We start from the raw sequence: 24,971 nt of genomic DNA on the forward strand, positions 1-24,971 counted from the left end.
CGCAGAATAAACCGGGCGGTTCACATCCCGCAAGGTCGCGCACGTCACGTCATAGCGCAATGCACCGGCGAACCGGCAGACCGCGGCCTAGCTTCGGCTTGGCCAAAATATCCCGGGGGGCTCCGCAGGAGCGGGGGCAGAGCCCCCTCTTCCCTTGAGTATGTCGCCCTCCGGCGACGGGGGCAGCGCCCCCTTCAGCCGATCGCGCCGCGCACACCGCCGGTCTGCGCCCGATCCATCAGGAACTGATCGAGGATCACGCAGGCCATCATCGCCTCGGCCACCGGCACCGCGCGGATGCCGACGCAAGGATCGTGGCGGCCCTTGGTGATCACCTCAACCTCTTCGCCCGCGACATTGACCGACCGGCGCGGCGTCAAGATCGACGAGGTCGGTTTCACCGCAAAGCGCACCGTGATCGGCTGGCCGGTGGTGATCCCGCCAAGGATGCCGCCTGCGTGGTTCGACAGATATTCGACGCCCTCGGGGCCCATCACCATCTCGTCGGCATTCTCGACGCCTGTCAGGGCCGCAGCAGCCATGCCCTCGCCAATCTCGACGCCTTTCACGGCGTTGATCGACATCATCGCGGCGGCCAGCTCGGTATCCATCTTGGCGTAGATCGGCGCGCCCAGACCTGCCGGGCAGCCCTCGGCCACCACCTCGATCGCGGCCCCCACCGAATTCTGCCCCTTGCGGATCGCGGCGAGATAATCGGCCCATTCATCCGCAGCCTCGCCGTCGGGCAGGAAGAACGGGTTTTGCAGGATCGCATCGCGGTCGAACTTCGCGCGATCCAGATGTTTCGCGCCCATCTGCACCATGTAGCCGTAGATCTGCAGATCGGGGACCAACTGGCGCAGCGCCGCCTGCGCCACGCCCCCGGCGGCCACACGCGCCGCCGTCTCGCGCGCGCTGGAACGCCCGCCGCCGCGATAATCGCGGACACCGTATTTCTGATGATAGGTGATATCGGCATGACCGGGGCGGAACTGCCGCGCGATCTCGCCGTAATCCTTCGAGCGCTGATCGGTATTCTCGATCATCAGCTGGATCGTCGTGCCGGTCGTGCGGCCCTCGAACACACCCGACAGGATGCGCACCGCGTCGGGCTCCTTGCGCTGGGTCGTTTCCTTCGACTGGCCCGGACGGCGACGGTCGAGGAATTGCTGGATGAACGCCTCGTCGATCTCGATGCCGGGCGGGCAGCCGTCCACCGTCGCGCCAAGCGCAGGCCCGTGGCTTTCGCCCCAGGTGGTGACGCGGAACTGATGACCGAAAGTGTTGAACGACATGGGACGCGCGCCTCGCAGGTTTCCTTCGGCGCTGGCTTAGCAAGTCAGGGGCTTCGAGGCAACGCGCATGGCATTGCGCGCGGCAGCTTAGAAAGACCTTGGTTGCGCGCGGGACGCGCTCACTCCACCGCGCGGATCAGCTTGCGCTCGAGCACCCGCAGCACCTGGCGCAGATCGTGACCGCGCCGCAGCACCTGGCCCTGCTGCCCGATCACCGCATATTGCCCCTGTTTCGAGCGCAGCGCGGGCCGTTTCTCGATCCGGTAGATCGGCACTTCAGCGGCGCGGCGAAAGATCGAGAAGACCGCAACATCGCGCAGAAAACTCATCCCGTAATCACGCCACTCCCCCGCCGCGACCGCGCGCCCGTAAAGCGACAGGATCACGCCAAGCTCGGAGCGATCGAAAGCGATCTGCTCCGGCACGCCGGAAGGGTTCGGATGGGGGGAAGGCGTTTGAACCGTCATTTACAAAGGGTACATCGCGCGTGGCGCAAATCAAGCCCACCCGCGCTAAGGTTGCACACGCCTTTGCCGCGCCGGAATATGACCTAGAAAATGCCTGATTTCCTGCGCCTTCCTGCCGGGATTCAGCGACACCCTCAAATCAGCGGAAAACGCTAAAAGCCCGACGGTGCGGTAAACAGCCCCCACCCAGTTCGTATCGTCGGGCGCTTTTCCCTCCTGCAGAAAAGCCTCGTGTCCTGGTCAGACACGGGGCTTTTCATTTTCCGATCCGCCGCACGCTCTGCCCTAGTAGCAGCGCACCGCCGTGATCGTTCCGTTCTCGTCGATCTCGAAATTCACCCGCCCCGGGGCGTAATCCATCGTCACCGCATCGCCCGGATGAATGATGCGATGGGGCCGCGCCAGGGTGAGCCCCGCCAGCACCGTTTCAGGCCGCCCCACGAGCGCCGCAAGTCCGGGCGGCGGGCAGACGCCAACCGCGGGCGGCCCCGACCGCGGCGGCATGCGGTGCGGCTGGCAGGCCGCGACCCCGAAGGCTGCGACCCCAAGTGTGACGATCAGACCGATCCGCGCCCTGCTCCGTTCCATCAGGCTCACCCGCAATCGATGTTGTAGACATTCCCGCGCGAGTCGAGCCGGAACACGACGCGCTGCGGGTTGTAGACCTGATCCTCGACGCCGCGCCATTCCACGATGCGATAGGGTTTAGTGATCCCCAGCGTCTGAATCTGTGCCGCCGGCTGGCCGAGGACCGAGGTGTAGTTCACCGCGCCGCAAGTGTCGGGCTCACGCTCCTGCAGGCCGCCTTTGGTGAGGGTGACAGGCGGGGTGACATAGGGCGCGGGCGCTTCGGCCTGAGGCGCGGGAGCGGCGCTATCCGAGGGGGTCTCGCTCATCGGACCCGCGGGATCGCAGGCCGCAAGCGCCAGCATCGAACCCATGACGAAAAATCGTTTCAACATGTCGCACCCTTCATTGCATTGGCCGCGCCGATAACGCAGGCTATTGCGGAATTTATACAAGGAGTATGCGCCCATGAGAACCCGTGCCGCAGTCGCGCTCGAGGCGGGAAAACCGCTCGAAATCATGGAAGTGGAGCTGGAAGGCCCGAAAGCGGGCGAAGTGCTCGTCGAGATCAAGGCCACCGGCATCTGCCACACCGACGAATTCACCCGCTCGGGTGCTGACCCCGAGGGCATCTTCCCGACGATCCTCGGGCATGAGGGCGCGGGCATCGTGCTCGAGGTCGGTGAAGGCGTCACCACGCTGAAGCCGGGCGATCACGTGATCCCGCTCTATACGCCGGAATGCCGCGAATGTCCGTCCTGCCTCTCGGGCAAGACGAACCTCTGCACCGCAATCCGCAACACCCAAGGTCAGGGCCTGATGCCGGACGGTACCACGCGCTTCAAGATGCTCGATGGCACGCCGATCTATCACTACATGGGCTGCTCGACCTTCGCGAACCACACGGTGATGCCCGAGATCGCGCTCGCCAAGGTGCGCGACGACGCACCGTTCGAGAAGATCTGCTATATCGGCTGCGGCGTCACCACCGGCATCGGCGCTGTGATCAACACCGCAGGGGTCGAGATCGGCTCGACCGCCGCCGTGTTCGGTCTCGGCGGCATCGGTCTGAACGTGATTCAGGGCCTGCGCATGGCGGGTGCTGACATGATCATCGGCGTGGACCTGAACGACTCGAAAGAGGAAATGGCGCGCAAGTTCGGCATGACCCATTTCGTGAATCCGTCGAAATCGGACGTTCCGGTCGTGCAGCAGATCGTCAACCTGACCAAGACCGAGCGTGACCAGATCGGCGGCGTGGACTATTCCTTCGACGCCACGGGCAACGTGCAGGTGATGCGCGACGCGCTGGAATGCTCGCATCGCGGCTGGGGCGTGTCGGTAATCATCGGCGTCGCACCCGCGGGGGCCGAGATTGGCACCCGCCCGTTCCAGCTGGTCACGGGCCGGACCTGGAAAGGCACCGCGTTCGGCGGCGCCAAGGGTCGGACCGATGTGCCGAAATTCGTCGAGTGGTACATGAACGACAAGATCGAGATCGACTCGATGATCACCCACACGATGCCGCTCGAAGATATCAACAAGGCGTTTGATCTGATGCATGCGGGCGAGTCGATCCGCTCGGTCGTGATCTACTGACCCCAAGGCCGGGGGCGCTGCCCCCGGACCCCCGGGATATTTCCAGCAAGCCCGAAGCGCAGACCGTTTCGGGCTTGTTCAAATATCCCCGGGTGAATTCGCGCCAGCGAAGAGGGGCAGAGCCCCTACTCTCCCAGATAGTCCCGCAGCGCAGGCGGCGGATCGTCGAGAAGCGGTCCGGTCTCTTGCGGCGCATGGGCGCGGCCCTCGGCCACCAGAACCGTCTGCGGGCAAAGCGCGCGGGCATCCTCGGGATCGTGGCTGACCATCAGTACCGTCGTGCCCTGCTCGCGGGCGATCTCGGCCACCAGCGCCAGCATCTCGGATTTCAGCGCGGGCCCCAGCGCCGCGAAGGGCTCGTCGAGCAGCAGGATCGGACGGCCACGGAGCAGCGTCCGCGCGAGCCCCGCGCGGCTTTGCTGCCCGCCCGACAGCGCGCCGGGCTTGCGCCGCTCCATCCCCTCAAGGCCCACCCGCGCCAGCGCCGTCTCGATCCGGGCGCGGTCGGTGGCGTCGATCTTGCCCTTCGGGTTCAGGCCGAGCGCGAGATTGGTCTCGAGCCGCAGATGCGGGAAAAGGTTCTGGTCCTGAAACAGGATCGAGAGCGGGCGCTCCCCCGGCGGCGTCGCGGTGATGTCCTCGCCCTGCCAAAGGATGCGGCCCCTTGCGGGCGACAAGAACCCCGCGATGGCCGCGAGCAGCGTCGACTTGCCCGCCCCGGACGGGCCGATCAGCGCGACGCGCGCACCGGCAGGGATCTTCAGATCGGCCTCGAGGCGGAAATCGCCCTGTGTGAGGGTCAGTCTATCGAGGGTCAGCATAATGCCCCGCGCGGTCGAGCGCCCAGAAAAGCGCGAAGGTGAGGATCAGGAGCAGGCTCGCAGCGCCCGCCGCCTGATCCATGCGATAAGAGCCCATGAGCTGGAACAGCGCCAGCGGCAGGGTGCGGGTCTGCCCGTCCGAGAACAGCGTGATGACGCCCAGATCGCCCATCGAGAAGGCCGCAGCCAGCCCCGCCGAGAAGCCCAGCGGCCGGGCAAGGCGCGGGACCGTCAGCAGGCGCAGCCGCGCAAAGCCGCGCAGCCCGAGCGAGGCGGCGAGCCGGTCGTAATCGGCCTGCAGCGTGCGGATTTCGGGCATCAGGATGCGAGTCGCAAAAGGTACCGACAGCGCGGCATTGGTCAGCAGCACCATCGGCAGGGCGAGGCTCGTGGGGTTCACGAAGGGCCGCGCGATCAGGAAAGCGCCGGTGCCCATCACGAGGCTCGACGCGGTCATCGGTAGCATCGCCGCGATCTCCGCCCAGCGTTGCCGCGTGGCCACCAGCGCGAGCGGCAGGGCGATGGCAAGAGTGATCACCGTCGAGGCCAGCGCGATCACCAGCGAGGTCAGCGTGGCAGGCCAGATCATCTCGGGCAGTTCGGCCAGCGCAGGCAGCCCACGGGCGAAGACCGCGCCGATGGGGAGCAGCAGGAAGACGGCCGCCAGAAGGATCGCGAGCGTATCGAAGGCCACACGCTCTGCCCCCCCGGACAACTGCGGGATCGGCGTGGCGCGGCGGTCATGACCCGCGCCGAAGCTCGACGGGAGGGTGGCGCGCGCCGCGATCAGCAGCGCCGCGACCGAGATCGCGACCTGCACCAGCGCAAGGCTCGCCGCGCGGCCCATGTCGAAATCGAAGCGGAAGGCTTGGTAAATCGCCAGCTCCACCGTAGTCGCGCGCGGGCCGCCGCCCAGGGTCAGCGCGACCGCAAAGGAGGTCAGGCAGACGAGGAAGATCGCGAGAAACGCGCCGGGCAGGACGCTGCGCAGCATCGGGCGTTCGAGGTGGCGGGTGACCTCGGCCGGGCCGAAGCCCAGCGTGGCCGCAAGGCGGAACCGCTCGGCCGGGATCGCCTCCCAGCCGTGCAGGATCATCCGCGTGGCCAGCGGCAGGTTGAAGAAGACATGGGCGATGATGACGCCCTGCGCGCCATAGATCGAGATCGGATCGATGCCGAAGGGCGCGAGTGCCGCATTGAACAACCCGCGCCGCCCGAACACCGCGATCAGCCCGAAAACGGCGACGATCACCGGCAGGATGAACGGTGCCCCCAGCAGCGAGATCAGCAGCCCCTGCCCCGCAAAGCGGCGCCGGTGCAGCGCCCGCGCGACGGGGATCGCCAGCGCGCAGGAGATCAGCGCCGAGGCCGCCGCCTGCCAAAGCGTGAAGCGGATCGCGGCGAGGTCGGTCTCGCGCAGTCCCGTCAGCCCGCCCGCTCGCAGCGTCACCGCAGCCAATGTGCCAAGGACGAGCGCGGTCAAAGCCGCACCCGCCAGCACCGCCCAGAGGGGCGCGCGTCTTATTTGGAGAAGGCGCGTTGCCATTCGTCCAGCGCCGGACCGCGCAGTTTCTCGGCCTCGGCCTCACCCAGATAGAGCGTCTTGTCGGGCATCGGCAGGTTCTGGAACACCTCAGGCAGCTGATCGTGGGGCAGCTTCGCCGGGAAGGACCAATTCGCCGTCGCGATCATGCCCTGAAAATCGGGGCTGAGCACGTAATCGAGGAATTTCTGCGCCAGTTCCGGGTGCTTCGAGGTCTTGAGCTGCGCGACCAGCTCGGGGGTGAAGTAGTGCCCCTCGGGGAAGATCGCCGCGACTTTGCTGTCATCCTTCTCCGCCATGATGTGGTAGGCGGGCGAGGTGACGTAGCTGAGCACCATATCCGCCTCGCCATCGGTGAACATGCCGTAGGCCTCGGACCAGCCCGGCGTCACGGTCAGCACCTTGGGCGCGATCTTCGTCCAGGCCTCCTCGGCCTTGTCGCCATAGATGTCCTTCACCCACAAGAGCAGCGACAGACCCGCGACCGAGCTGCGCGGATCCTCGATGACGATCTTGTAGGCGTCGTCGGGCGCATCGAGCAGGTCCTGGAAGCTCGCGGGCGGGTTCTTCAGCTTGGTCTTGTCATAGACGAAAGCCAGCTCCGACCAGTCGAAGGGCAGGAAGATCGGATCGTCCCATTTGACCGGCATGGTCAGATCGGAGGTGTCTTCGTTATGCGGGGCGAACAGGCCCGTGGCGCGCGCCTTCGCGGTCACGTCGGTGTTCAGACCGATCGCGATATCGGCGGAGGTCTTGTCGCCTTCGAGCAGGATACGCGGCAGCACATCGCCCGCCACGAATTTCAGATCGCAATCGCAACTCGCCTCGAACCCCTTCTCGATCGCGGGGCCGGGGCCCCATTCGCTCGTGAAATAATCGGGCGCGTAGACGGTGAGTACGGGCTTGTCCTCGGCCGCCGCCATCGTGGCGATCAGGCTCAGGGCTCCCGCAAGCATCAGGTGGGTTTTCATGCCTCACTCCTTGGGCTTGCCGGACGGAGTGGGGCCGGGAGATCCGGCTACCTTCCCTCCGCCGGTCTTAACCGGTTCAGGTTCAACGGGTTCGCGTGGATCGCATCTCAGCCAGCCTTGCGCTGGCACCCCGAGGTAGGGCGCAACGTAAGCGCGCGCGGCTGCGGACGCAAGGGCAAGCAGGCACAGCGTCCCTGCCCCGCGCCCCGGACCCTCTGGCGAGTTCCCGCCAGTCGCGAGCCGCGCCGAATTTCAATGGCTTGCAACTGCGCGCGGGGCGACGCAGGCTCGATCTGGTACGGATTTGGGAGGAACCGATGCGCATCACCCTGACGGCGGCCCTGCTGGCCGCGACCGCCCTGCCCGCCTTGGCCGACACGATCGAGGCGCCGGGCAAGATCACCGCCGTGACGCTATTCCCGCGCGGCGCGCAGGTGGTGCGGCAGGTGACGCTGGACGCCCCCGAGGGCAGCCATGACCTGCTGGTGCCGGGTTTTCCCGAAGGCACCGACATCTCGACGCTGCGGGTGTCGGGTGACGGTGTGCAGATCGGCGCGGTGAGCCTGATCTCCGGACGCGCGCCCGCCGTCGGCGATGGCGAGAGCGCGGCGGTGAAATCCGCGCGGGATCGGTTGGCCTCCGCGAAGGAAGCGCTGGCGGAACAGCAGGACTCGGTGGCGACGATCAGGGCCAAGGCGCAGGCCGCGCGCGACCAGATCACCTATCTCAAGAACACCGACTCGCAGGTTACCGCACCCGAACAGCTGCGCGCACTGGCGCAGATGGTGGAGGATCAAATCCTCTCCGCCTCTGAGCGCGCGATTACCGCTGAAGCCGAGGCGCGTCGCGCGGAAGCCGCGCTCGACCCCGCGAAAGAGGCGGTGAAGCAGGCGCAGACGGCGCTCGATGCGCTGCTGAACCCGGCGCAGGATCGTGACGTGCTGAGCGCCAAGGTGCAGGGTTCGGGCACGCTGACGATCACTTCCTACGTCCAGAATGCGGGCTGGCAGCCCTCCTATGATCTGCGGCTCGACCGCGACAAGGGGGCGGTGGACATGGAGCGGTTCGTCTCGGTCCATCAGGACACGGGCGAGGATTGGCGCGGCGTCGATCTGACCCTCTCGACGGCACGTCCCGGCGGACGGGCGGAGCCCGGCGAGGTCTATCCGCGGCTGGCCCGGATCGGTGATCCCGACGCGCCGCCCACGCCGGTCCCGATGAAGCGCTCCCTCGCCGCGTCTGGCGCTGCGCCCGAGCCGATGATGGAGGCCGCGATCAGCGACCGCGCCGAGATGCAGATGCAGGGCGAGACGGTGACCTACCATTACCCGAGCGCGGTGGACCTGCGCGACGGAGTGGACGATCTGCGCCTGAGCCTCGATTCCAAGACCCTGCCGATGGATGTCTTCGCCGAGGCCGCGCCGCTGACCGATCCGCAGGCCTATCGCGTGGCCGAGGGCAAGAACGCGACCGGCGAGATCCTGTTGCCCGGCCCCGCGAACCTCTATGCCGATGGCGCGCTGGTCGGCCAGTCGCATCTGCCGATGGTCGCGGCGGGTGACGATCTGACGCTTGGCTTCGGGCCGATCGAAGGCATTCGCGTGGACCGCCGGGTGCCCGACACGATGGAGGGCGATAGCGGCTTCATCTCGAAATCCAATGAGCGCCGCGAGGTGGTCGAGATCGAGGTGAAGAACCTCACCGACAAAGGCTGGCCGATGCGGGTGATCGACCGGGTGCCCTATTCCGAACAGGAGGACCTGAAGATCACGACCAAGGCGACCCCGCCCGCGAGCGAGAGCGATTACGACCATCGCCGCGGCGTGCTCGCATGGCGCTTCGATCTGGGCGCGGGCGAGACCAAGACGATCCGCACCGAGACCACGCTCAGCTGGCCCACCGATCAGGTCCTGCGCTAAGGCAAGGCTGCGCGAACAGCCCCGCGCGCGGCGAAGGCCCGCGTGATCAGGCCGCGTTTCGCGGATCGGCCGCAGCCCGCAGTTTCGCGAGCAGCGACGGCGACAGGCGCAGGAACCCGCGCGCGGGCGGCTCGGCCTTCGGCACCTCGGGAGGCTGCGCCTTTGCACCGCCGGTCTTCTCTGTCGCCTCGGGCGTCTTCTCCCCCGGCGCGGCTTGCGGCCCCGCCGCCTGCGCGGCCTGCGCTGCCGCATATTCGGCGGCAGCCGCCCGTGCCGACGCGCCCTCCGCCACGGTCGCGCCCTGCCCGGCTGTTGCACCTACGATCTTGGTGCGCCCGCCGTCGTCGCCCGGAAACGGCGCGCCGAACCGCAGCACAAGCTCCGTCAGGCTCGGCCCGATCTCGTCGAGCAGCATCAGGAAGCGGTTGGTGGGCCATGCATGCAGCCCCAAGGCCCCGCCGCCTGCAAGCCGCAGAACGAAGCCCTCCCCCCGCAGCTGATGTTGCAGATCGAACCAGTCGCGCGCCTGATCCAGCGCCTCCTGCACCGCGTGCATTTCCGGCAGCGGCGCTTTCGCACCGGATGTTTCGGGCGCAGCCTCCTCCGCCAGACCGTCCTGCAACACGCGCCGGATCAGCTCTGCCGGGGGCAGACCGAACGCACGCGCCTCCGCCGCGATGCGCTCGATCAGATCGAGCGGCAGGCGCAGAGAGACAAGGCGGTGCTGAGAATGGGAGCGGGATGCAGATTGTGACATGGCGGGTCGAAGCTCGTTCGCATTGGCGGGGTCCCCCCAGCCTCGCGCATCAAGCTTAACAGCCCATGAACACCAGTCGGATTTCCGCCGCAGCGGAGCCGTCGGCCCCACGCGGGGGCCAACGGAAAAGGCAAAACCTCAGAACGTCTCGAACCGATCCGTGTCGGCGTCATATTGTTCGAGCACGCCTTCGCCGATGTCATGGCGCAGCCCGTGCAGCGTCATCCGGTCCGCATCGAGCGCCTCGCGCACGAAGGGGAAGGTCATCAGGTTCTCGAGGCTGACTTTCACCGCCTCGCGCTCGAGCGCCAGCACCTGCTGATCCTCGGGCAGGTCGGTCACGCGCTCGTAACCGGGGCGCAGCAGGTTCAGCCAGGTGCCGACGAAGGAGCTTTTCTCCTCCAGCTCCGGCGCATGGCCCGAGCACATCGCATGGCACCCCGCGACGCCGCCGCAATTGGAGTGGCCCAGCACGATCAGATGCGCGACCTTCAGACTGGTCACGGCATATTCGACCGCCGCCGAGGTGCCGTGGTGATCGCCATCGGGCGTGAATTCCGGCACGAGGTTCGCGATGTTGCGGTGGATGAAGAACTCACCCTGATCGGCGCCGAACATCGAGGTGACATGCACGCGGCTGTCGCAGCAGGCGATGATCATCGAGCGCGGGCGCTGCCCTTCGGAGGCGAGACGGCGATACCAGGCGCGGTTCTCGTTATAAGTGGTGGCGTGCCATCCTTGATAACGGCTCACAAGGTAGCTGGGCAGCGGTTTCACATGCTCTCTCATCGATCCCTCGTCTGGTGTCTGGCGTCTTATCGCTGCGTCAAATAGCGCGTTGCGCGCCCGGTTTCGAGAAGATTTTCCGGATCGCTCAACGAAATCTTGAGACCTCTCGATCACGTTACCGCCCGGGCGATGGTGAAATCAAAGGGGGTGTCGGGGTGACACAGGTGTCTCGCTTGCGCTGCAAGGAAAAGATGTCGTTGGATACGGCGCGGCTGGTGGTGCTCTATGCGGAGCTGGGACAGGACGGGGCGGAGCGGGTGATCTGCGCCACGGTCGAAGATCTCGCCTTCCATCTCAGCGCGTTGGAAGAGGCCACGAAATCGGGCCAATGCGGCAAGCTGCGCCGCGCGATCGTCGAGGTGATGGAGCTTGCCGAACAGGTCGGGCTGGTGTCGATGGTCAGCACGGCGCGCGACCTTCTGGACTGCATCTCGGGTGGCGATGCGGTGGCGCAGGCGGCGGTAATGGCGCGGCTGGGCCGGATCGCGGAACGCTCGCTCACCGAGGTTTGGGATATCGGCAACCTGTCTTCCTGAGGCGTGATCGATCGGCCCTTGCGGGCAGGCGCGGCGACGCTAGGCTCTGGGACGAAAGCAACCACCAGAGCCAAGGAGCCGCCCCCCATGAGCACAGACAAGACCGCAGACATGCCCGCCGAGTTTTCCTTTCTCGCCCCTCGCCCCGCGATGCGCTTCGCCGAAGCGGACGCGCCCGCGCGCGCGCTGATCGCCGTTGCGCCCGAGGGGTTGGAGCAGGCTCTCGCAGATCTGTCCCCCGCGCAGCGCGCTTTCGTCGAGGCGACGGGGTTCAAGGCGAGCGCAGGTCAGGTCGCGCTTCTGCCCGGCCCGGATGGCGCGGAGGCGGCGCTGCTGGGGCTCGGGACCTCTGCTGCCCGGGCGCGCGAGCGGTTCTCTCTGACGCGGGCGGCCTCGGCCCTGCCCGAAGGCGCATGGCGGATCGAGGGCGATCTGTCGGAAGAGTTGAAGGCGGAAACGGCGCTTGGCTGGTTGCTCGCGGGCTATCGGTTCGGCCGCTATGCCGAAGCCCCGCCGCCGAAAGCGCGGCTGGTCTGCCCCGACGGTTTGGACGCGGCGCAGATCGAAGCCGTGGCCGAGGGCGAGGCCTTCACCCGTGACCTGATCAACACCCCCGCTTCCGATATGGGCCCGGTCGAGCTGGAGGGAGCAGCTCGACTGCTCGCCGAACGCCACGGCGCAGAGGCCAAGGTGATCAAGGGCGACGATCTTCTGACGCAGAACTTCCCGATGATCCACGCGGTGGGCCGCGCCTCGCCCCGTGCGCCGCGGCTGATCGAGCTGAGCTGGGGCAGCGAAGGACCGGCGCTGACTCTGGTCGGCAAGGGCGTCTGTTTCGACACCGGAGGGCTGAACCTCAAGCCCGGCGCCTCGATGGGGCTGATGAAGAAGGATATGGGCGGCTCGGCCACCGTGCTGGGGCTTGCGCATATGATCATGGCGACCGGCGCGAAGCTGCGCCTGCGCGTGCTGGTCCCGGCGGTGGAGAACTCGGTCGGCGGCGACAGTTTCCGCCCTGGCGACATCCTCACGAGCCGCAAGGGTCTGACCGTAGAGATCAACAATACCGATGCCGAAGGGCGGCTGGTGCTGGCCGATGCGCTGGCCTATGCCGATGAAACCCCGCCCGACCTGATGATCTGCATGGCGACGCTGACGGGGGCCGCGCGGGTCGCTCTGGGGCCGGACATTCACCCGTTCTACACCGATGACGAAGGCGTCGCGCAGGCCTTGGCGACGGCCTCGGGCGCGGTGGCAGACCCGCTCTGGCGGATGCCGTTCTGGGCGCCCTACGAGGCGAAGATCGAACCCGGCATCGCCGATCTCGACAACGCGCCCTCGGGCGGTATGGCGGGCTCGATCACCGCAGCCCTGTTCCTGCGCCGCTTCGTGACCGAGACAGAGCGTTTCGCCCATTTCGACATCTACGGCTGGCAACCCGCCGCCGCCCCCGCCCGTCCGAAAGGCGGGGTCGGCCAAGGCGCGCGGGCGGTCCTCGCAGCCCTGCCCGAGGTGCTGAAATGACCGACCGTCGCCGCCTGCCCTATTCAGGCGAGATCGCGCTGGAGGCCCTGCGCGGTCAGATCGAGGCGGAAGGCTTCACCCACGGCATGCCCGCGCGGATCGTCGTTCCCGTGACCGATCTCTGCCCCGAGCCGGGAAGCCTGCGCGACCGGCAACTTCTTTTTGGGGCCGAGGTAACCGTGATCGACCAGCGCGACGGCTTCGCCTTCGTGCAGGCCGCATGGGACGGCTATTGCGGCTGGATCGCCGCCGATACCTTCGGCACGCCCGAGCCGGCCACCCATGTCGTCACCGCACCCGCGACGCATGTCTATCGCGAGGCGGCGATCAAGCGCGGCGAAGTCATGCAGCTCTCGATGGGCGCGCGTCTGGCAGTGACGGGCGACGATGGCATGTTCGCCGTGGCCGCCGAGGGCTTCGTGCCGCGCCAGCATCTGCGCGCGCTCGGTCAGCCCGAGGCCGATCCGGTCGCGGTGGCCGAGCGGCTGCTAGGCACGCCCTATCTCTGGGGCGGCAACAGCCGTGCGGGGATCGACTGTTCGGGTCTGGTGCAGATCGGCTTCGCGCTGTGCGGGCAGTCCGTGCCGGGCGACAGCGACCTGCAATGGGCGGAAATGGGAGATGTCGTGCCGGAGAGCGCCCCCCTCCAGCGTGGCGATCTGCTGTTCTGGAAAGGCCATGTCGCGCTCGCCTGCGATCGCGAGACGATGATCCATGCCAACGGCCACACGATGAGCGTGGCCTATGAGGGCATCGAGGCCGCCAAGGCGCGGATCGCGGCGGCGGGCGAAGGGCCGTATCTCGGGGTTAAGCGGGTCGCGCGGTAAGTCTTTGTAGCGCGGGGCGACCAGCCCCGGGCCGCGCCCGACCCCCCCCCGGGAGGGCGCATTGGCGATGACCTCGCGGGCACAAGCGACATTCGGGCTTGCGAGATTAAGTGCCCGGCCACAGACGGAGCAAAGCGCCCACCCGAGGCTCGGGCGCGTCCCTCTTCACTTTGCCCCAAAAGAAAAACGCCCGATCCTCCGACCGGGCGTTTCCCAATTCAAATAAGGCCGAACGCTCAGCCCTTCTTGAGCACGCGCTTGCCCAGCGTCTCGGCGATCTGCACCGCGTTCAGGGCCGCGCCCTTGCGCAGGTTGTCCGACACGCACCAGATGTTCAGGCCGTTCTCGATGGTCGAGTCCTGACGGATGCGCGAGATGAAGGTGGCGAAATCGCCGACGCATTCGACCGGGGTGACGTAGCCGCCATCTTCGCGCTTGTCGACAACCATGATGCCGGGCGCTTCGCGCAGGATGTCGCGCGCTTCGTCCTCGTCGAGGAACTCCTCGAACTCGATGTTGATCGCTTCCGAGTGGCCCACAAAGACCGGCACGCGCACGCAGGTCGCGGTCAGCTTGATCGCAGGGTCGACGATCTTCTTGGTCTCGGCGACCATCTTCCACTCTTCCTTGGTGGACCCGTCATCGAGGAACACGTCGATATGCGGGATCACGTTGAAGGCGATCTGCTTGGGATAGACCTTCGGCTCCACTTCCTGACCGGGGACATACATGCCCTTGGTCTGGTTCCAAAGCTCGTCGATCGCCTCTTTGCCCGAGCCCGACACCGACTGGTAGGTCGAGACCACGACGCGCTTGATCTTGGCGCGGTCATGCAGCGGCTTGAGCGCGACGACCATCTGCGCGGTCGAGCAGTTCGGGTTCGCGATGATGTTTTTCTTCGCGTAACCGTCGACGGCTTCCGGGTTCACCTCCGGCACGACCAGCGGCACGTCCGGGTCGTAGCGGTAGAGCGACGAGTTATCGATCACGATGCAGCCCTGCTTGGCGGCAATGGGCGCATATTTCTTCGTGGCGTCAGAGCCGATCGCGAACAGCGCGATGTCGTAGCCGGTGAAGTCGAACCCATCGATATCTTTAGTCTTCAGGGTCTGATCGCCAAAGCTGACCTCTGTGCCGAGGCTCCGGCGCGACGCGAGCGGCACCAGTTCATCGACCGGGAACTGGCGCTCGGCCAGGATGTTCAGCATTTCGCGGCCCACGTTACCCGTGGCGCCTGCAACGACGACTTTATAGCCCATGAGGACCTCCTTGCTCGAATAGAACGCGGCTTCCTACCGCTTTATGTCAGGAAATGAAAGGGATTCGACGCAGGGTCAGTTCCGAATGAGCCTTGGGTCGGAGGCGAGAAACCCGCCGACCATCTCTGCCTCTGCCGCGAAGTCATGCGGCACCTTGTCCGCCGAGCGCTTCCCCGACAGCGAAAGCGAGGCAAAGAAATCGAAGCCATAGAGGTCGAGCCGCGCCAGATCCGAGCGCAGGAGCATCTCGATCAACATCGCGCCGGTGGTGGGCTGCGCGCCGAGCTTGGCCTTCAGCCCCTCGTAGTCGTCCAGCGGATGCAGGTAAAAACCCGGGCTCGTGGCGGTCTGCCAATCGAGCCGCTTGCGCTTGTGGCTCATCCACAGGATGCGCGACGGCGCGATCCGGGCGCGCTCTGCCTCGGGCAGCGAGGTCGCAAGCGCCAGCCAGTCGGTGCGCGTGCCGTGGCTCGTGGCCGAGGGCATCGGCGCGCGGTTGATCCGGATCACCACGTCATGCGCGTCGATCTCGGCCCCCGCCTGCCCCTCGGCCAGCGCGCGGGCATTGCCGACAAGCGCGACGGACTTGCCTGCCAGATCGCCCAGCAGCGCCTTTTGCGAGACGGAGAGCGCGGCCAGCGGGGCCTCGCGCCGCAGCGTGCGATTGATCAGAAATCCAAGCCGGGTCATGCGATGGGTTTAGCTCATGCCATCACCGCTGTCGCGGGCGAAAACGTAGAAAACCAGCCCGATCATCAGCGGCGCAAGGAAGAACGCGAACAGCAGCCCATAGGCCACCGCGGGCGTATGCCCCACTGAAACCGCGTCGAACACAGGGCGCGAGGCGAATTGCATCGCAGCCACCCCCATGATCGAGAACATGTTGTGCAGCGTCACGCCCCGTCCCGTCAGATGCGGCGGGTAGAAGGTGCGGCCATGCGCCATGATCACCGGGAAGGACGCGCCGAAGAAGCCGATCGCGGCCAGAAGAACCGTCGCCAACCACAGCGACTGCCCCGGCAGCACGAACAGCCCCGCCAGCGCCACGGCCAGCACCGCATTGCCATAGAGCGCGACCCGCTTGTGGCTGCCGAAAATCTTGTCCGCCGGGCCATAGGCGAAATTACCCGCGATCATCGCGAGGCCCATCACCAGCGTCACCTTGCCGATCAGCTGCGCATCGGCTCCGAAGACATCGGCCAGATAGGAGCCCGCCCAGACGCCGCGGATCCCGGCAGCGGCGGTGTAATTGGCGACCGTCAGCGGCAGCAGCACCCAGAAGCCCGGCAGGCGCAGCACGTCGAGCGCGGTGCCGCGGCGGCCTGCAGGCTGCTCCACCCGCTCGGGATCTCGCGCGAGCCACAGGATCAGCGCCGCTACCAGCAACGTCAGCGCCGAGAGCGCCCAGAGCGTCGGACGCCAGCCGAAAGCCTCGATGGAGGCCGCAAGCGGCGCCGCGCCCGCGAGGTTGCCAAGGCTTCCCGCCCCGATCATCGAGGCCGCGAGCGTGCCGAACAGCGCCGGCTTGAAGCTGCGCGCGAAGATGAAATAGCTGCCCACGAGCACCGGCGCGCAGCCCGCGCCGATCAGGATCATCGCGAGGTGGATGCCCATCGGCCCCTGCGCCATCGCGAAGACGGCAGCGCCCCCGCCCCCGCCAAGCGCCATAAGTACGCCCACGGTGCGGCGCGGCCCGATCCGGTCCAACGCCTCGCCGATCGGGATCTGGATCAGCGCGAAGGCCCCGTACCAAAGCCCCAGAGACACGGCGAGATCGCCCGGCGTCACGCCGATTTCCTTGCCCAGAACGGGCGTCAGAACGGCCAGACAGGTGCGGTAGAACTGGCTCAGAAGATAGGCGCCCACAAGCGAGGCGATCGAAATATACATGCGGGGGCTCCTTCGCGCGCACGCTCGCCCAAGGCGCGGGCAATGGCAAGAGCACATGCCCCTGTGCATTCGCGCGCCCGCCCCCTTGTCTTGGCCCGTGCACAGGATCAGGATAAGGGACGCATGACGTGACGAGCGCGAGGGATGCCCGAATGGAACTGACCCGCCTGATGATGCGCCTCTATTTCGACAAGGCGATGCTGGGCCCCGGCAAGGTCCGGCTGCTGGAGGAAATCGCCGAACACGGCTCGATCTCCGCGGCGGGGCGCGCGATGAAAATGAGCTACAAACGTGCGTGGTCGCTGGTCGAAGAGATGAATGCGGGTTTCAAGTCGCCGCTGGTGGATCGCGCGCGCGGCGGGGCGAAGGGCGGCGGCGCGTCGCTCACCCCCGAGGGCGAAGCCGTCCTCGCAGCCTATCGCCGGCTGGAGGAGAAAGCCCGCGAGGCAGGCACCGAAGAGATCGCCCTGATCGGCGCAATGGTCGCCGACTGAGGCCCGCGAGGTCTTTGCGCCGGATCAATGCGCCTATGGTCGGGACCGCGCATCCTGCTGGCAGTAGCCAGTAACGGACCAAGACCATGACCGATCTTCCAAGAAAAACGGCCGCGCGCGTTGCGACTCTCGGGCTCGCAGTCGCGCTCGCAGCCTGTATGCCGAGCGGCACCTCCGACGCCCAGACGCTTGCCGCCAAGGTGGAAACCCGGCGCGCCTATGACCTCGCCACGGTGGACGGCAAGGCGCCCGCGCGGGCGATCCGCTTCTATATCGGAGAGAATTCGCGCTTCGCCGTCTGCGGGCATTGCCTCTGCGTGACCGGGGTGATGTTCGCCCCCTACCCCGCGCTTGGCATCCGGCCGACCTCGGCCTCGCCCACTTTCGCCTGCGAGCAGGAGACGCCGCAATTCAAGGCCGATGCGGGCCTCGCGCAGCTGTTCTTCGACATGAAGCAGGCGCAGGTCGAAGGCGCGGCGGTCACCTTCACCGGCAGCGGCGACCATGTGATGGTGTTCCAGCGCGGCGGCACCGATCTCACGCCGCCCTGAGCCCCAGACAGCAAAAAGCGCGGGAGTTCCCCCCCGCGCCCGTCATTTTTCACCGATGGCAGATGCCTCAGGCGTCGACCGTCTCGACCTGCTTGGCCTCGGTCTTGGTCGGGCCGGCAATCTCGATCCGGCGCGGTTTCAGCGCCTCGGGCATTTCGCGGACGAGATCGAGGTGGAGCATCCCGTCTTCATGGGTGGCCCCGGTGACCTTCACATGATCGGCCAGCGCGAAGCGGCGCTCAAAGGCGCGGGTCGCGATGCCACGATGCAGGTAGGTGCGGCCGGAATCGTCCTCGGCCTTGCGACCGGTCACGATCAGCGCGCCGTCCTTCATCTCGACGGTCAGCTCGTCCGATCCGAAGCCTGCAACAGCGATCGAGATGCGATAGGCATTCTCGTCGGTCTTCTCGATATTGTAGGGCGGATAGGTCGGCTGGGCGAGATCGCTGGTCAGCGCACGGTCCATCAGATCAGCCACGCGGTCGAAGCCCACGGTGGCGCGGTAAAGGGGCGAAAGATCAAAGCTTCGCATATCATCATCCTCTCTTGAGCGATGGTTATGAAACCCGCCCCTTTCCGGGGCCGGGCAGTTGGGTGCCAGAACCCTCATCAGGCATTCCGGTACCCATAAATTTGGGAAATCTCTCGCGACGTTTCAAGAGGCGCGCCGCTTCGGGCCAAGCCCTTAGGGGCGCAGGAATTTCGCCCCGGTTGTGCCCCCGCCAGACAGGATCCGCGGCTGGCCCTGCGCGGGCTCTGTGCGGCGGATCTGCGGCGCGGCGGAAGCGCTGGGGCCGACGCCGGGGGATACGGCGCGGATCACGCCCCGCCCGCTACGCAGTGCGGATTTCAGCTGCGCGACGATCGCGGGCAATTCCATCCCGTAGGCGCGCGAGACGCCATTCTTACGCGAGCCAGAGGAGACCAAAGACACGATCTGCGCCCGCCCGCCTGCGGCGAGCCCGGAACGGTCGAAGACCGGTGCCCCCGAGGAGCCGTGAGAGACATCACAATCGAAGCCGATCAACCCCTTGGCTTGCCCGAACACGCGGCACGCCTTTTGCCACGACAGCGCATCGGCCCGGCCCTGCGCGTAAGACACGACCGACACTTCTGCCCCCGCGGCAGGCACCGCACCCACGCGGAAGGGCGCCGCGACCGAGGTCGGGATCGGCGCGGAGAGCTGCAGAAGGGCGACGTCGTGGCGCACGGTGTCCACCGAGAGCGGCACGAACGGGTTATAGTCCGGATCGGCGACCATCGCGGCGACCGGGCGCGCGGTGATCTCCGCCCCGTCAGTTTGGGCTGCGGCAAAACCAAGGGTCGCCGGGTCGCGCGGCGCCTGTGCGCGCCGGTCGAAGATGCAATGGCCCGCCGTCAGCACCAGATCGGGCGCGATCAACACGCCTGTGCAGTAGCCGTCAGCGCCGATGGTGACCTTGCCCACCGCTTCCCAGCCGAAGAGATCGGCGCGTTGCGACAGTCGGTCGAGCGCGGAATTGCGCGCCTCCTGCGCCTCGCCCATGCCGCCCAGCAGAGCCAGAGCCACGACACCCACGATGATCCGCCGAATGCCCATCGCGCTTACTTCGCCTTGATGAATTTTGCCCCGCCCGCGCGAATTTCGCGAGTGGTGGCGACGTTGTCGCGGCTCTCGATGGCCTGCCGCAGATCGGCGACCCCATTGGCCAGCGCCCCGATCGAGACCGGGCGCGCACCCATCTGGGCCTTGGCGGAGACCACCGAGACGATCTCGGGGCGGCCATTGGCGAAGCTGAAGACCGGTGAGCCCGAGGCCCCGAAATCGGCCGAGCAGCTCATCACCACCGTCGCGCCTGCACGTTCCAGCACCGAGCAATCGCGTTGCAGCGACGGTGCCTCCGAGCGGCCCTGCGCATAGGACAGAACGCCCACTTCCTCGCCGCGATAGGGCGCATTGCGCGACACCTCAAAGGGCTGAAGCTGCGGCAGGCGGATCGGCTGGGCGAGCTTGATCAGCGCCAGATCGAATTCCGAACGCTTCACTCCCACCGGCCCGCCATAGTGATAGGAGGGGTGCAGCACCGCACGCGACACCTTGCGATAGGCCTCGGCGCGACCGTTGCGCCAGCCCGCGCGAAACTCGATCTCGCGCGCATCGATCAGCGCGCCGCTGCGCTTGTCATAGAGGCAATGCCCCGCCGTCAGAACCAGATCGGGCGCGATCAGCGTGCCGGTGCAAAAGCTGCCATGGCCCAGATCGAGCCGCCCCACCGCCTGCCAGCCACGCGTATCGTCGCCCGTCTCGAGCGCGCGCAAGGGCGTGGCCTGGGTGATCGTCTCGGCCCGCGCCAGCACAGGCAGCGCAGTCAGACAAGCAAGAGCGAGAGCAAGAAGGCGCATCGGGGCTCCGAAGATTGCGGGGCGTTTTGCCTTTCGTAGCGCCCCGATGCGGCCAGATTGTGGCGTGGATCAGGCCTGCGCAAGCGCCGGCGGCTTCGGCCCGCCCGTGGCCCAGTCCAAAAGCTCGACAGTGTGGACAACGGGCACCTCGGTGCCGCCGCCGATCTGCACCATGCAGCCGATATTGCCCGCCGCGATCACCTCGGGCTGCTTCGCCTCGAGCGTCGCCACCTTGCGCTTTTTCAGCTCGTCGGAAATCTCCGGCTGCAGCAGGTTATAGGTGCCCGCCGAGCCGCAGCACAGATGGCTGTCGGCAGGCTCGACCACCTCGAAGCCTGCCTGTTTCAACAGGTCCTTCGGCGCGGATTTGATCTGCTGGCCATGCTGGAGCGAACAGGCCGCGTGATAGGCCACCCGCATCCCGCCATTGCCTTCAGGCAGACCGATTTTCACAAGGAATTCCGACACATCACAGGCCAGACCCGCGACCTCTGCCGCCTCCTCGGCCATCGGATCGTTGCGGAACATATGGCCGTAATCCTTCACCGTCGTGCCGCAGCCCGAAGTGTTGATGATCACCGCATCCAGATCGCCCTCGCTCAGATAGGCACGGATGTTGCGCGCTGCCTGGGAATGGCTCTCGTCCTCGCGACCCATGTGATGCGAGAGCGCCCCGCAGCAACCCAGGTTCTTCGGGATCACCACCTCGCAGCCCAGCCGCCGCAGCAGCCGGATCGTCGCGTCGTTGATATCGGTGTTGAGCGCCCGCTGCGCGCAGCCGATCTGCAGCGCCACGCGGTATTTCTTCTCTCCCATCGGGGCGAAGACCTGCGCATCGTCATTGCGGCTGACGGGCGGGATGGTCTTCGGCGCCATGCCCACCATCGCGCGCAGCCGCTTATCCGGCAGCAGCCCCGCGAAGGGTTTCGCCAGTTTCGCGCCGCCCATCGCCAGCCGGAAGCGGCCCGGATAGGGCACGATCTTCGCCAGCGTCCAGCGCAGAAGCCGGTCCATCATCGGGCGCTTGTAGGTCTTCTCGACATGGGCGCGCGCATGATCGATCAGATGCATGTAATGCACGCCCGAGGGGCAGGTCGTCATGCAGGCCAGACAGCTCAGACAACGATCGAGATGCTTGACCGTCTTCTCATCCGCGGGCCGGTCATTCTCCAGCATATCCTTGATCAGGTAGATGCGCCCGCGCGGGCTGTCCAACTCGTCGCCCAGCACCTGATAGGAGGGGCAGGTCGCGGTGCAGAACCCGCAATGGACGCAGGCGCGCAGGATCTCGTTGGAGCGCGCGACGCCGGGATCTTTCAGCTGTTCGGGCGAAAAATTCGTCTGCATCAGCCCATCCTTCCGGGGTTCAGAATACCTTTGGGGTCGAATTGCGCCCGCAGCGCGGTGGTGAGCGCGGCGATCGGAGCGGGTTCGGGTTCGAAGGTGACGCCCGCCGCGCCGCGCATGCAGGTCGCGTGGCCGGTATAGGGGGAAGCCAACGCGCGGGCATCGCTCCCTTCCGGCAGAAGCGCCCAGATCAGCCCGCCGCCCCAGTCGAGCAGCACCTCGCCACCCAGACGCGCGACGATTTCGAAGGCCTCCGACGGCTTCACCGAGAGCCGCCACAGATCGCCGTCCTTGCCGATGAACGGCTCCAGATCGCGCAGGCTTTGCCAGATCTCGGCCGAGCCGTCTTCCTCGATCCGCACCGGACCGAACGGCTCCATCAGTTTGCGCAACTGCTCCGCCCGGTAGGCGACGGATTCGGCCAGACCCTCGACCCGCACCACCGCGCCGACTCCGGGCAGCCAGCCCGCACCGGACACGTCGAAGGGCGAGCCCAAGGCCGCCGCCAGAGCCACCTGGGCGGCTCCGGCCGGAAGGTCGATCACAACCGTCGCCTGAGACGGGGCTGCGGGCAGCAGCTTGAAGGCCACCTCGCTCATCACCCCGAGCGTGCCCCAGCTTCCCGCCATCAGTTTCACCAGATCGTAGCCGGTGACGTTCTTCATCACCCGGCCACCGTTCTTAACGATCTGCCCGCGCCCATCGACGAACCGCGTCCCGATCAGGCTGTCGCGACAGGCCCCGGCCTGCACCCGGCGCGGTCCCGAGACGTTCGCCGCCACGACACCGCCCACGGTGCTCGTGCCCGGGGCGCCCAGAACCGACCCCCAATTCGCAGGCTCGAAGGGCAGGCGTTGACCCTCGGCGGCAATCGCCGCCTCCACCTCGCCCAAAGGCGTCCCCGCGCCCACGACCAGCGTCAGCGCGCCCGGCTCATAGAGCGTGATGCCCGAAATCCCGACTTCCAGCGGCTCACCCAGACACCGGCCCACAGGCCGCGTGCCGCCTCCACGCACCGCCAGCGCGCCACCCGCATCCCGGACGGCCTCGGCCAGCTGCGCCTCGCTCTCAACTCTCATAAAATCTGCCTTCCTCTTGGCAAAAATATCCCGGGGGCTCGCGTCAGCGAGCGGGGCAGCGCCCCTCCCCGCCCTCAGCTCGCGCCATCAGCTTGCACGGCGGCTCGCGCTCGCGCCCAGCGGAAACACCTTCGCCGGGTTCAAAAGCCATTTCGGATCGAACACGTCCTTCACCCGCATCTGCGCTTCCAGATCGGCAGGCTCGAATTGCACATCCATCAGGTCGCGCTTCTCGATCCCCACGCCATGCTCGCCGGTCAGGCAGCCGCCCGCCTCGACGCAGAGCTTCAGGATTTCCGCGCCCAACTTCTCGCAAAGTTCCTGATCGCCCGGCTTGTTCGCGTTATAGAGGATCAGCGGGTGCATATTGCCGTCGCCCGCATGGAAGACGTTCGCGACGTCCAGCCCATAGTCCTTCGACAGCTCGCCGATCCGGCGCAGCACGAAGGGCAGCTCCGACACAGGGATCGTGCCGTCGAGGCACATGTAATCGTTGATCTGCCCCATCGCCCCGAAAGCGGATTTCCGGCCGAGCCAGATCCGCGCGGCCTCGTCGGCCGATTGCGCCTCGCGGAACTCGACCGGCTCGTGCCGGGTCGCGATCTGGCGGATCATGCCGATCTGCTCGTCGATCTCGGCCTCCGAGCCTTCGCATTCGACGATCAGCAGCGCCTCGCAATCGGGATAGCCCGCATGGCAGAAGGCCTCGGTCGCGACGATACAGGGACGGTCCATGAACTCAATCGCAACCGGCAGGATGCCCGCCTTGATGATATCGGCGACGCAGGCGCCCGCGACCTCGTTCGAGTTGAACCCGATCAGCACGGGGCGCGCGCCTTCGGGCTTGGGCAGGATCTTCAGCGTGGCTTCGGTCACGACGCCCAGCTGCCCCTCCGAGCCGCAGATCAGCCCCAGAAGATCGAGCCCGCCCGCGTCCAGGTAAGGCCCGCCGACTTCGACCACCTCGCCCTCCATCGTGACCAGCGTCACGCCGAGAAGGTTATTCGTGGTGACCCCGTATTTCAGGCAATGCGCGCCGCCGGAATTCATCGCGATATTGCCCGAGATCGCGCAGGCGAGCTGCGACGAGGGATCGGGCGCGTAGAACCAGCCATCGCTTTCCACCGCGCCGGTGACCGAGAGGTTCGTACGCCCCGCCTCGACCCGTATGAAACGGTTCGGGTAGTCGGTCTCGAGCACGGCATTCATCCGCGCGAGGCCCAGCACCACCGAATCCGCCTGCGGCATCGAACCGCCCGCAAGCGAGGTGCCCGCGCCGCGCGGCACCACCGGCACGCCCAGCTCGTGACAGGCCTTCAGCGCCGCCGCCACCTCCGCCGTCGAGCGCGGCAGCACCACGCCCAGCGGCTGGCAGCGATAGGCCGAAAGCGCATCGCACTCATAAGCACGCGTCTCGCTGGGGTCGTCGATCACCGCATCCGCGGGCAGAACCTCGCGCAGGCGGGCGATGATCTGCGGCTTGCGCGCCAGCAGATCCTCCTTCGGCTTGGGCATTTCCATGGCAAACTCCTCCCGGTTGGTCAGAAAATATAACCAATAAGCCCCGGTGACAAGAGAAGCCGCATCGCGCTAACTGTCGATATGATGACGACGTTTCATATCGGCCCGCTGGGGCCGCTCGACCTCGCGGCGCTTGCCCTTCTGATCGCCTGCTGGATGGTGATCGGCTGGACGACCGAGCATCCGAGCGCCGCCCGCCCCTCGATGGGCAAGCTGATGGAGAATTACCGTCGCGAATGGATGCGCCAGCTCGTGACGCGCCAGCCGCGGATCTTCGATTCGGCGATGGTGGACGGGCTGCGGCAGTCGACGACCTTCTTCGCCTCGTCTTCGCTGATCGCCATCGGTGCCGGGCTGGCGCTGATCGCGAATCCGCAGCCGCTGACGAATCTCGCCGATGATTTCGACATCGCGCGCGGCCCCGATCTGCTGTGGGAGGCGCGCATCCTCACCGCCGTTCTGTTCGGAGCGAATGCCTTCCTGAAATTCGTCTGGTCGCACCGGCTGTTTTCCTATGCCGCGATCGCGATGGCGGCGGTGCCCAACGAGCCCGAAGACCCGCTGGCCTATCCGCGCGCCGAGCAGGCGGCGCAGGTGAACATCAACGCGGCGAAAAGCTTCAATCGCGGGCTGCGCTCGGTCTATTTCGCGCTGACGACGCTGGCGTGGCTGCTTGGGCCCTATGCGCTCATTGCGGCGACGCTGTTCACGACGGGGATGCTCTGGCGGCGCGAATTCGCCTCGGACTCGCGTCAGGCCCTGCTGCAAGACATACCTGAGTGAGGGCCCGAATGACGGCCTGAGTGACGGCCCGCGCAAGCTCCGCTTCATAG

Annotated in this window: 26 protein-coding genes and 1 riboswitch; of the genes, 8 read left to right on the top strand and 18 right to left on the bottom strand. The window is 66.7% G+C overall.

What is annotated here, in order from left to right; all coding sequences use genetic code 11:
• Positions 1–194 precede the first annotated feature (194 nt).
• The 4 genes from aroC to AC2TZ7_RS16300 form a co-directional block, all read right to left on the bottom strand.
• Positions 195–1,295, bottom strand: a complete 1,101-nt coding sequence (gene aroC / locus AC2TZ7_RS16285; protein WP_489865013.1) for a chorismate synthase — start codon at positions 1,293–1,295, stop codon at positions 195–197.
• Positions 1,296–1,414: 119 nt separating this feature from the next.
• Complete coding sequence (locus AC2TZ7_RS16290; protein WP_078547833.1) at positions 1,415–1,762, bottom strand: DUF2794 domain-containing protein; 348 nt, start codon at positions 1,760–1,762, stop codon at positions 1,415–1,417.
• 285 nt (positions 1,763–2,047) lie between these two features.
• Entirely contained in the window at positions 2,048–2,350 is a 303-nt protein-coding gene (locus AC2TZ7_RS16295) for an I78 family peptidase inhibitor (RefSeq protein WP_489865014.1), read from the bottom strand.
• Positions 2,351–2,355: 5 nt separating this feature from the next.
• The gene (locus tag AC2TZ7_RS16300; protein WP_098411560.1) at positions 2,356–2,724 is read right to left on the bottom strand and encodes an I78 family peptidase inhibitor; all 369 of its coding nucleotides are present in this window, start codon (positions 2,722–2,724) and stop codon (positions 2,356–2,358) included.
• A gap of 73 nt (positions 2,725–2,797) precedes the next feature.
• Between AC2TZ7_RS16300 and AC2TZ7_RS16305 the strand changes: the two genes are divergently transcribed.
• Positions 2,798–3,928 carry an S-(hydroxymethyl)glutathione dehydrogenase/class III alcohol dehydrogenase gene (locus tag AC2TZ7_RS16305; RefSeq protein ID WP_152844837.1) on the top strand — a complete coding sequence of 377 codons (1,131 nt, stop codon included), beginning with the start codon at positions 2,798–2,800 and terminating at the stop codon, positions 3,926–3,928.
• Between the two features lie 125 nt (positions 3,929–4,053).
• On the opposite strand, the gene AC2TZ7_RS16310 is transcribed toward AC2TZ7_RS16305, so the two are convergent.
• The 3 genes from AC2TZ7_RS16310 to thiB are packed head-to-tail and all read right to left on the bottom strand — an operon-like array spanning position 4,054 to position 7,263.
• Positions 4,054–4,749 (bottom strand): thiamine ABC transporter ATP-binding protein, encoded by a 696-nt coding sequence (locus tag AC2TZ7_RS16310; RefSeq protein ID WP_489865015.1) that lies wholly within the window; start codon positions 4,747–4,749, stop codon positions 4,054–4,056.
• Entirely contained in the window at positions 4,733–6,295 is a 1,563-nt protein-coding gene (locus tag AC2TZ7_RS16315; protein WP_489865016.1) for a thiamine/thiamine pyrophosphate ABC transporter permease ThiP, read from the bottom strand. Before AC2TZ7_RS16315 ends, AC2TZ7_RS16310 begins: the two co-directional genes overlap by 17 nt.
• Positions 6,271–7,263 (bottom strand): thiamine ABC transporter substrate binding subunit, encoded by a 993-nt coding sequence (thiB, locus tag AC2TZ7_RS16320; RefSeq protein WP_489865017.1) that lies wholly within the window; start codon positions 7,261–7,263, stop codon positions 6,271–6,273. Before thiB ends, AC2TZ7_RS16315 begins: the two co-directional genes overlap by 25 nt.
• A 36-nt stretch (positions 7,264–7,299) precedes the next feature.
• Positions 7,300–7,406: riboswitch (TPP riboswitch) on the bottom strand.
• Positions 7,407–7,580: 174 nt separating this feature from the next.
• Here thiB and AC2TZ7_RS16325 point away from each other — a divergent pair.
• Positions 7,581–9,182: a DUF4139 domain-containing protein gene (locus tag AC2TZ7_RS16325; protein ID WP_489865018.1), complete on the top strand. Its 1,602-nt coding sequence runs from the start codon at positions 7,581–7,583 to the stop codon at positions 9,180–9,182.
• A gap of 46 nt (positions 9,183–9,228) precedes the next feature.
• Here AC2TZ7_RS16325 and AC2TZ7_RS16330 read toward each other — a convergent pair whose 3' ends face one another.
• Entirely contained in the window at positions 9,229–9,939 is a 711-nt protein-coding gene (locus AC2TZ7_RS16330) for a hypothetical protein (RefSeq protein ID WP_489865019.1), read from the bottom strand.
• 138 nt (positions 9,940–10,077) lie between these two features.
• On the bottom strand, positions 10,078–10,728 hold the full coding sequence (locus AC2TZ7_RS16335) for a carbonic anhydrase (RefSeq protein ID WP_098411567.1): 651 nt from the start codon (positions 10,726–10,728) through the stop codon (positions 10,078–10,080).
• 191 nt (positions 10,729–10,919) lie between these two features.
• Between AC2TZ7_RS16335 and AC2TZ7_RS16340 the strand changes: the two genes are divergently transcribed.
• The 3 genes from AC2TZ7_RS16340 (at position 10,920) to AC2TZ7_RS16350 (ending at position 13,615) form a co-directional block, all read left to right on the top strand.
• Complete coding sequence (locus AC2TZ7_RS16340; RefSeq protein WP_078547851.1) at positions 10,920–11,264, top strand: hypothetical protein; 345 nt, start codon at positions 10,920–10,922, stop codon at positions 11,262–11,264.
• 150 nt (positions 11,265–11,414) lie between these two features.
• Positions 11,415–12,788 carry a leucyl aminopeptidase family protein gene (locus tag AC2TZ7_RS16345; protein ID WP_489866832.1) on the top strand — a complete coding sequence of 458 codons (1,374 nt, stop codon included), beginning with the start codon at positions 11,415–11,417 and terminating at the stop codon, positions 12,786–12,788.
• Positions 12,785–13,615 (top strand): C40 family peptidase, encoded by an 831-nt coding sequence (locus AC2TZ7_RS16350; protein ID WP_489865020.1) that lies wholly within the window; start codon positions 12,785–12,787, stop codon positions 13,613–13,615. The genes AC2TZ7_RS16345 and AC2TZ7_RS16350 overlap by 4 nt, the downstream gene beginning before the upstream one ends.
• Positions 13,616–13,851: 236 nt before the next feature.
• Here the strand turns inward: AC2TZ7_RS16350 and AC2TZ7_RS16355 are convergent, their stop codons facing one another.
• The 3 genes from AC2TZ7_RS16355 to AC2TZ7_RS16365 all read right to left on the bottom strand — a co-directional run bounded on the left by AC2TZ7_RS16355 (position 13,852) and on the right by AC2TZ7_RS16365 (position 16,764).
• Positions 13,852–14,874: an aspartate-semialdehyde dehydrogenase gene (locus AC2TZ7_RS16355; RefSeq protein WP_078601688.1), complete on the bottom strand. Its 1,023-nt coding sequence runs from the start codon at positions 14,872–14,874 to the stop codon at positions 13,852–13,854.
• 75 nt (positions 14,875–14,949) lie between these two features.
• Positions 14,950–15,564, bottom strand: coding sequence for a glycosyltransferase family 29 protein (locus tag AC2TZ7_RS16360; protein WP_489865021.1), 615 nt, complete (start codon positions 15,562–15,564; stop codon positions 14,950–14,952).
• Positions 15,565–15,573: 9 nt separating this feature from the next.
• The gene (locus AC2TZ7_RS16365) at positions 15,574–16,764 is read right to left on the bottom strand and encodes an MFS transporter (protein WP_489865022.1); all 1,191 of its coding nucleotides are present in this window, start codon (positions 16,762–16,764) and stop codon (positions 15,574–15,576) included.
• Positions 16,765–16,916: 152 nt separating this feature from the next.
• Here AC2TZ7_RS16365 and AC2TZ7_RS16370 point away from each other — a divergent pair, with 152 nt between their 5' ends.
• Both AC2TZ7_RS16370 and AC2TZ7_RS16375 read left to right on the top strand, forming a co-directional pair.
• Positions 16,917–17,258, top strand: a complete 342-nt coding sequence (locus AC2TZ7_RS16370; RefSeq protein ID WP_246832058.1) for a winged helix-turn-helix domain-containing protein — start codon at positions 16,917–16,919, stop codon at positions 17,256–17,258.
• A gap of 86 nt (positions 17,259–17,344) precedes the next feature.
• Positions 17,345–17,809: a hypothetical protein gene (locus tag AC2TZ7_RS16375; RefSeq protein WP_489865023.1), complete on the top strand. Its 465-nt coding sequence runs from the start codon at positions 17,345–17,347 to the stop codon at positions 17,807–17,809.
• Between the two features lie 67 nt (positions 17,810–17,876).
• On the opposite strand, the gene AC2TZ7_RS16380 is transcribed toward AC2TZ7_RS16375, so the two are convergent.
• The 6 genes from AC2TZ7_RS16380 to AC2TZ7_RS16405 form a co-directional block, all read right to left on the bottom strand.
• Positions 17,877–18,341 (bottom strand): Hsp20 family protein, encoded by a 465-nt coding sequence (locus AC2TZ7_RS16380; protein WP_098411574.1) that lies wholly within the window; start codon positions 18,339–18,341, stop codon positions 17,877–17,879.
• 153 nt (positions 18,342–18,494) lie between these two features.
• Positions 18,495–19,388: a trypsin-like serine peptidase gene (locus tag AC2TZ7_RS16385; RefSeq protein WP_489865024.1), complete on the bottom strand. Its 894-nt coding sequence runs from the start codon at positions 19,386–19,388 to the stop codon at positions 18,495–18,497.
• A gap of 5 nt (positions 19,389–19,393) precedes the next feature.
• Positions 19,394–20,191: a trypsin-like serine peptidase gene (locus AC2TZ7_RS16390; RefSeq protein ID WP_489865025.1), complete on the bottom strand. Its 798-nt coding sequence runs from the start codon at positions 20,189–20,191 to the stop codon at positions 19,394–19,396.
• A gap of 69 nt (positions 20,192–20,260) precedes the next feature.
• Positions 20,261–21,538 (bottom strand): glycolate oxidase subunit GlcF, encoded by a 1,278-nt coding sequence (glcF, locus tag AC2TZ7_RS16395; protein ID WP_489865026.1) that lies wholly within the window; start codon positions 21,536–21,538, stop codon positions 20,261–20,263.
• The gene (locus tag AC2TZ7_RS16400) at positions 21,538–22,617 is read right to left on the bottom strand and encodes an FAD-binding protein (RefSeq protein ID WP_489865027.1); all 1,080 of its coding nucleotides are present in this window, start codon (positions 22,615–22,617) and stop codon (positions 21,538–21,540) included. The genes glcF and AC2TZ7_RS16400 overlap by 1 nt, the downstream gene beginning before the upstream one ends.
• 87 nt (positions 22,618–22,704) lie before the next feature.
• Positions 22,705–24,138, bottom strand: a complete 1,434-nt coding sequence (locus AC2TZ7_RS16405; protein ID WP_489865028.1) for an FAD-linked oxidase C-terminal domain-containing protein — start codon at positions 24,136–24,138, stop codon at positions 22,705–22,707.
• An 84-nt stretch (positions 24,139–24,222) separates the two neighbouring features.
• On the opposite strand from AC2TZ7_RS16405, the gene AC2TZ7_RS16410 reads away from it, so the two are divergent.
• Positions 24,223–24,921 (top strand): DUF599 domain-containing protein, encoded by a 699-nt coding sequence (locus AC2TZ7_RS16410; RefSeq protein ID WP_489865029.1) that lies wholly within the window; start codon positions 24,223–24,225, stop codon positions 24,919–24,921.
• The last annotated feature ends 50 nt before the right edge of the window (positions 24,922–24,971 follow it).

Source organism: Thioclava sp. ISO4, assembly GCF_058105145.1.

Coding starts and splice junctions, on each gene's coding strand:
- aroC (WP_489865013.1), bottom strand. CDS start 1,295: ATGTCGTTCAACACTTTCGGTCATCAGTTCCGCGTCACCACCTGGGGC.
- AC2TZ7_RS16290 (WP_078547833.1), bottom strand. CDS start 1,762: ATGACGGTTCAAACGCCTTCCCCCCATCCGAACCCTTCCGGCGTGCCG.
- AC2TZ7_RS16295 (WP_489865014.1), bottom strand. CDS start 2,350: ATGGAACGGAGCAGGGCGCGGATCGGTCTGATCGTCACACTTGGGGTC.
- AC2TZ7_RS16300 (WP_098411560.1), bottom strand. CDS start 2,724: ATGTTGAAACGATTTTTCGTCATGGGTTCGATGCTGGCGCTTGCGGCC.
- AC2TZ7_RS16305 (WP_152844837.1), top strand. CDS start 2,798: ATGAGAACCCGTGCCGCAGTCGCGCTCGAGGCGGGAAAACCGCTCGAA.
- AC2TZ7_RS16310 (WP_489865015.1), bottom strand. CDS start 4,749: ATGCTGACCCTCGATAGACTGACCCTCACACAGGGCGATTTCCGCCTC.
- AC2TZ7_RS16315 (WP_489865016.1), bottom strand. CDS start 6,295: ATGGCAACGCGCCTTCTCCAAATAAGACGCGCGCCCCTCTGGGCGGTG.
- thiB (WP_489865017.1), bottom strand. CDS start 7,263: ATGAAAACCCACCTGATGCTTGCGGGAGCCCTGAGCCTGATCGCCACG.
- AC2TZ7_RS16325 (WP_489865018.1), top strand. CDS start 7,581: ATGCGCATCACCCTGACGGCGGCCCTGCTGGCCGCGACCGCCCTGCCC.
- AC2TZ7_RS16330 (WP_489865019.1), bottom strand. CDS start 9,939: ATGTCACAATCTGCATCCCGCTCCCATTCTCAGCACCGCCTTGTCTCT.
- AC2TZ7_RS16335 (WP_098411567.1), bottom strand. CDS start 10,728: ATGAGAGAGCATGTGAAACCGCTGCCCAGCTACCTTGTGAGCCGTTAT.
- AC2TZ7_RS16340 (WP_078547851.1), top strand. CDS start 10,920: ATGTCGTTGGATACGGCGCGGCTGGTGGTGCTCTATGCGGAGCTGGGA.
- AC2TZ7_RS16345 (WP_489866832.1), top strand. CDS start 11,415: ATGCGCTTCGCCGAAGCGGACGCGCCCGCGCGCGCGCTGATCGCCGTT.
- AC2TZ7_RS16350 (WP_489865020.1), top strand. CDS start 12,785: ATGACCGACCGTCGCCGCCTGCCCTATTCAGGCGAGATCGCGCTGGAG.
- AC2TZ7_RS16355 (WP_078601688.1), bottom strand. CDS start 14,874: ATGGGCTATAAAGTCGTCGTTGCAGGCGCCACGGGTAACGTGGGCCGC.
- AC2TZ7_RS16360 (WP_489865021.1), bottom strand. CDS start 15,564: ATGACCCGGCTTGGATTTCTGATCAATCGCACGCTGCGGCGCGAGGCC.
- AC2TZ7_RS16365 (WP_489865022.1), bottom strand. CDS start 16,764: ATGTATATTTCGATCGCCTCGCTTGTGGGCGCCTATCTTCTGAGCCAG.
- AC2TZ7_RS16370 (WP_246832058.1), top strand. CDS start 16,917: ATGGAACTGACCCGCCTGATGATGCGCCTCTATTTCGACAAGGCGATG.
- AC2TZ7_RS16375 (WP_489865023.1), top strand. CDS start 17,345: ATGACCGATCTTCCAAGAAAAACGGCCGCGCGCGTTGCGACTCTCGGG.
- AC2TZ7_RS16380 (WP_098411574.1), bottom strand. CDS start 18,341: ATGCGAAGCTTTGATCTTTCGCCCCTTTACCGCGCCACCGTGGGCTTC.
- AC2TZ7_RS16385 (WP_489865024.1), bottom strand. CDS start 19,388: ATGGGCATTCGGCGGATCATCGTGGGTGTCGTGGCTCTGGCTCTGCTG.
- AC2TZ7_RS16390 (WP_489865025.1), bottom strand. CDS start 20,191: ATGCGCCTTCTTGCTCTCGCTCTTGCTTGTCTGACTGCGCTGCCTGTG.
- glcF (WP_489865026.1), bottom strand. CDS start 21,538: ATGCAGACGAATTTTTCGCCCGAACAGCTGAAAGATCCCGGCGTCGCG.
- AC2TZ7_RS16400 (WP_489865027.1), bottom strand. CDS start 22,617: ATGAGAGTTGAGAGCGAGGCGCAGCTGGCCGAGGCCGTCCGGGATGCG.
- AC2TZ7_RS16405 (WP_489865028.1), bottom strand. CDS start 24,138: ATGGAAATGCCCAAGCCGAAGGAGGATCTGCTGGCGCGCAAGCCGCAG.
- AC2TZ7_RS16410 (WP_489865029.1), top strand. CDS start 24,223: ATGACGACGTTTCATATCGGCCCGCTGGGGCCGCTCGACCTCGCGGCG.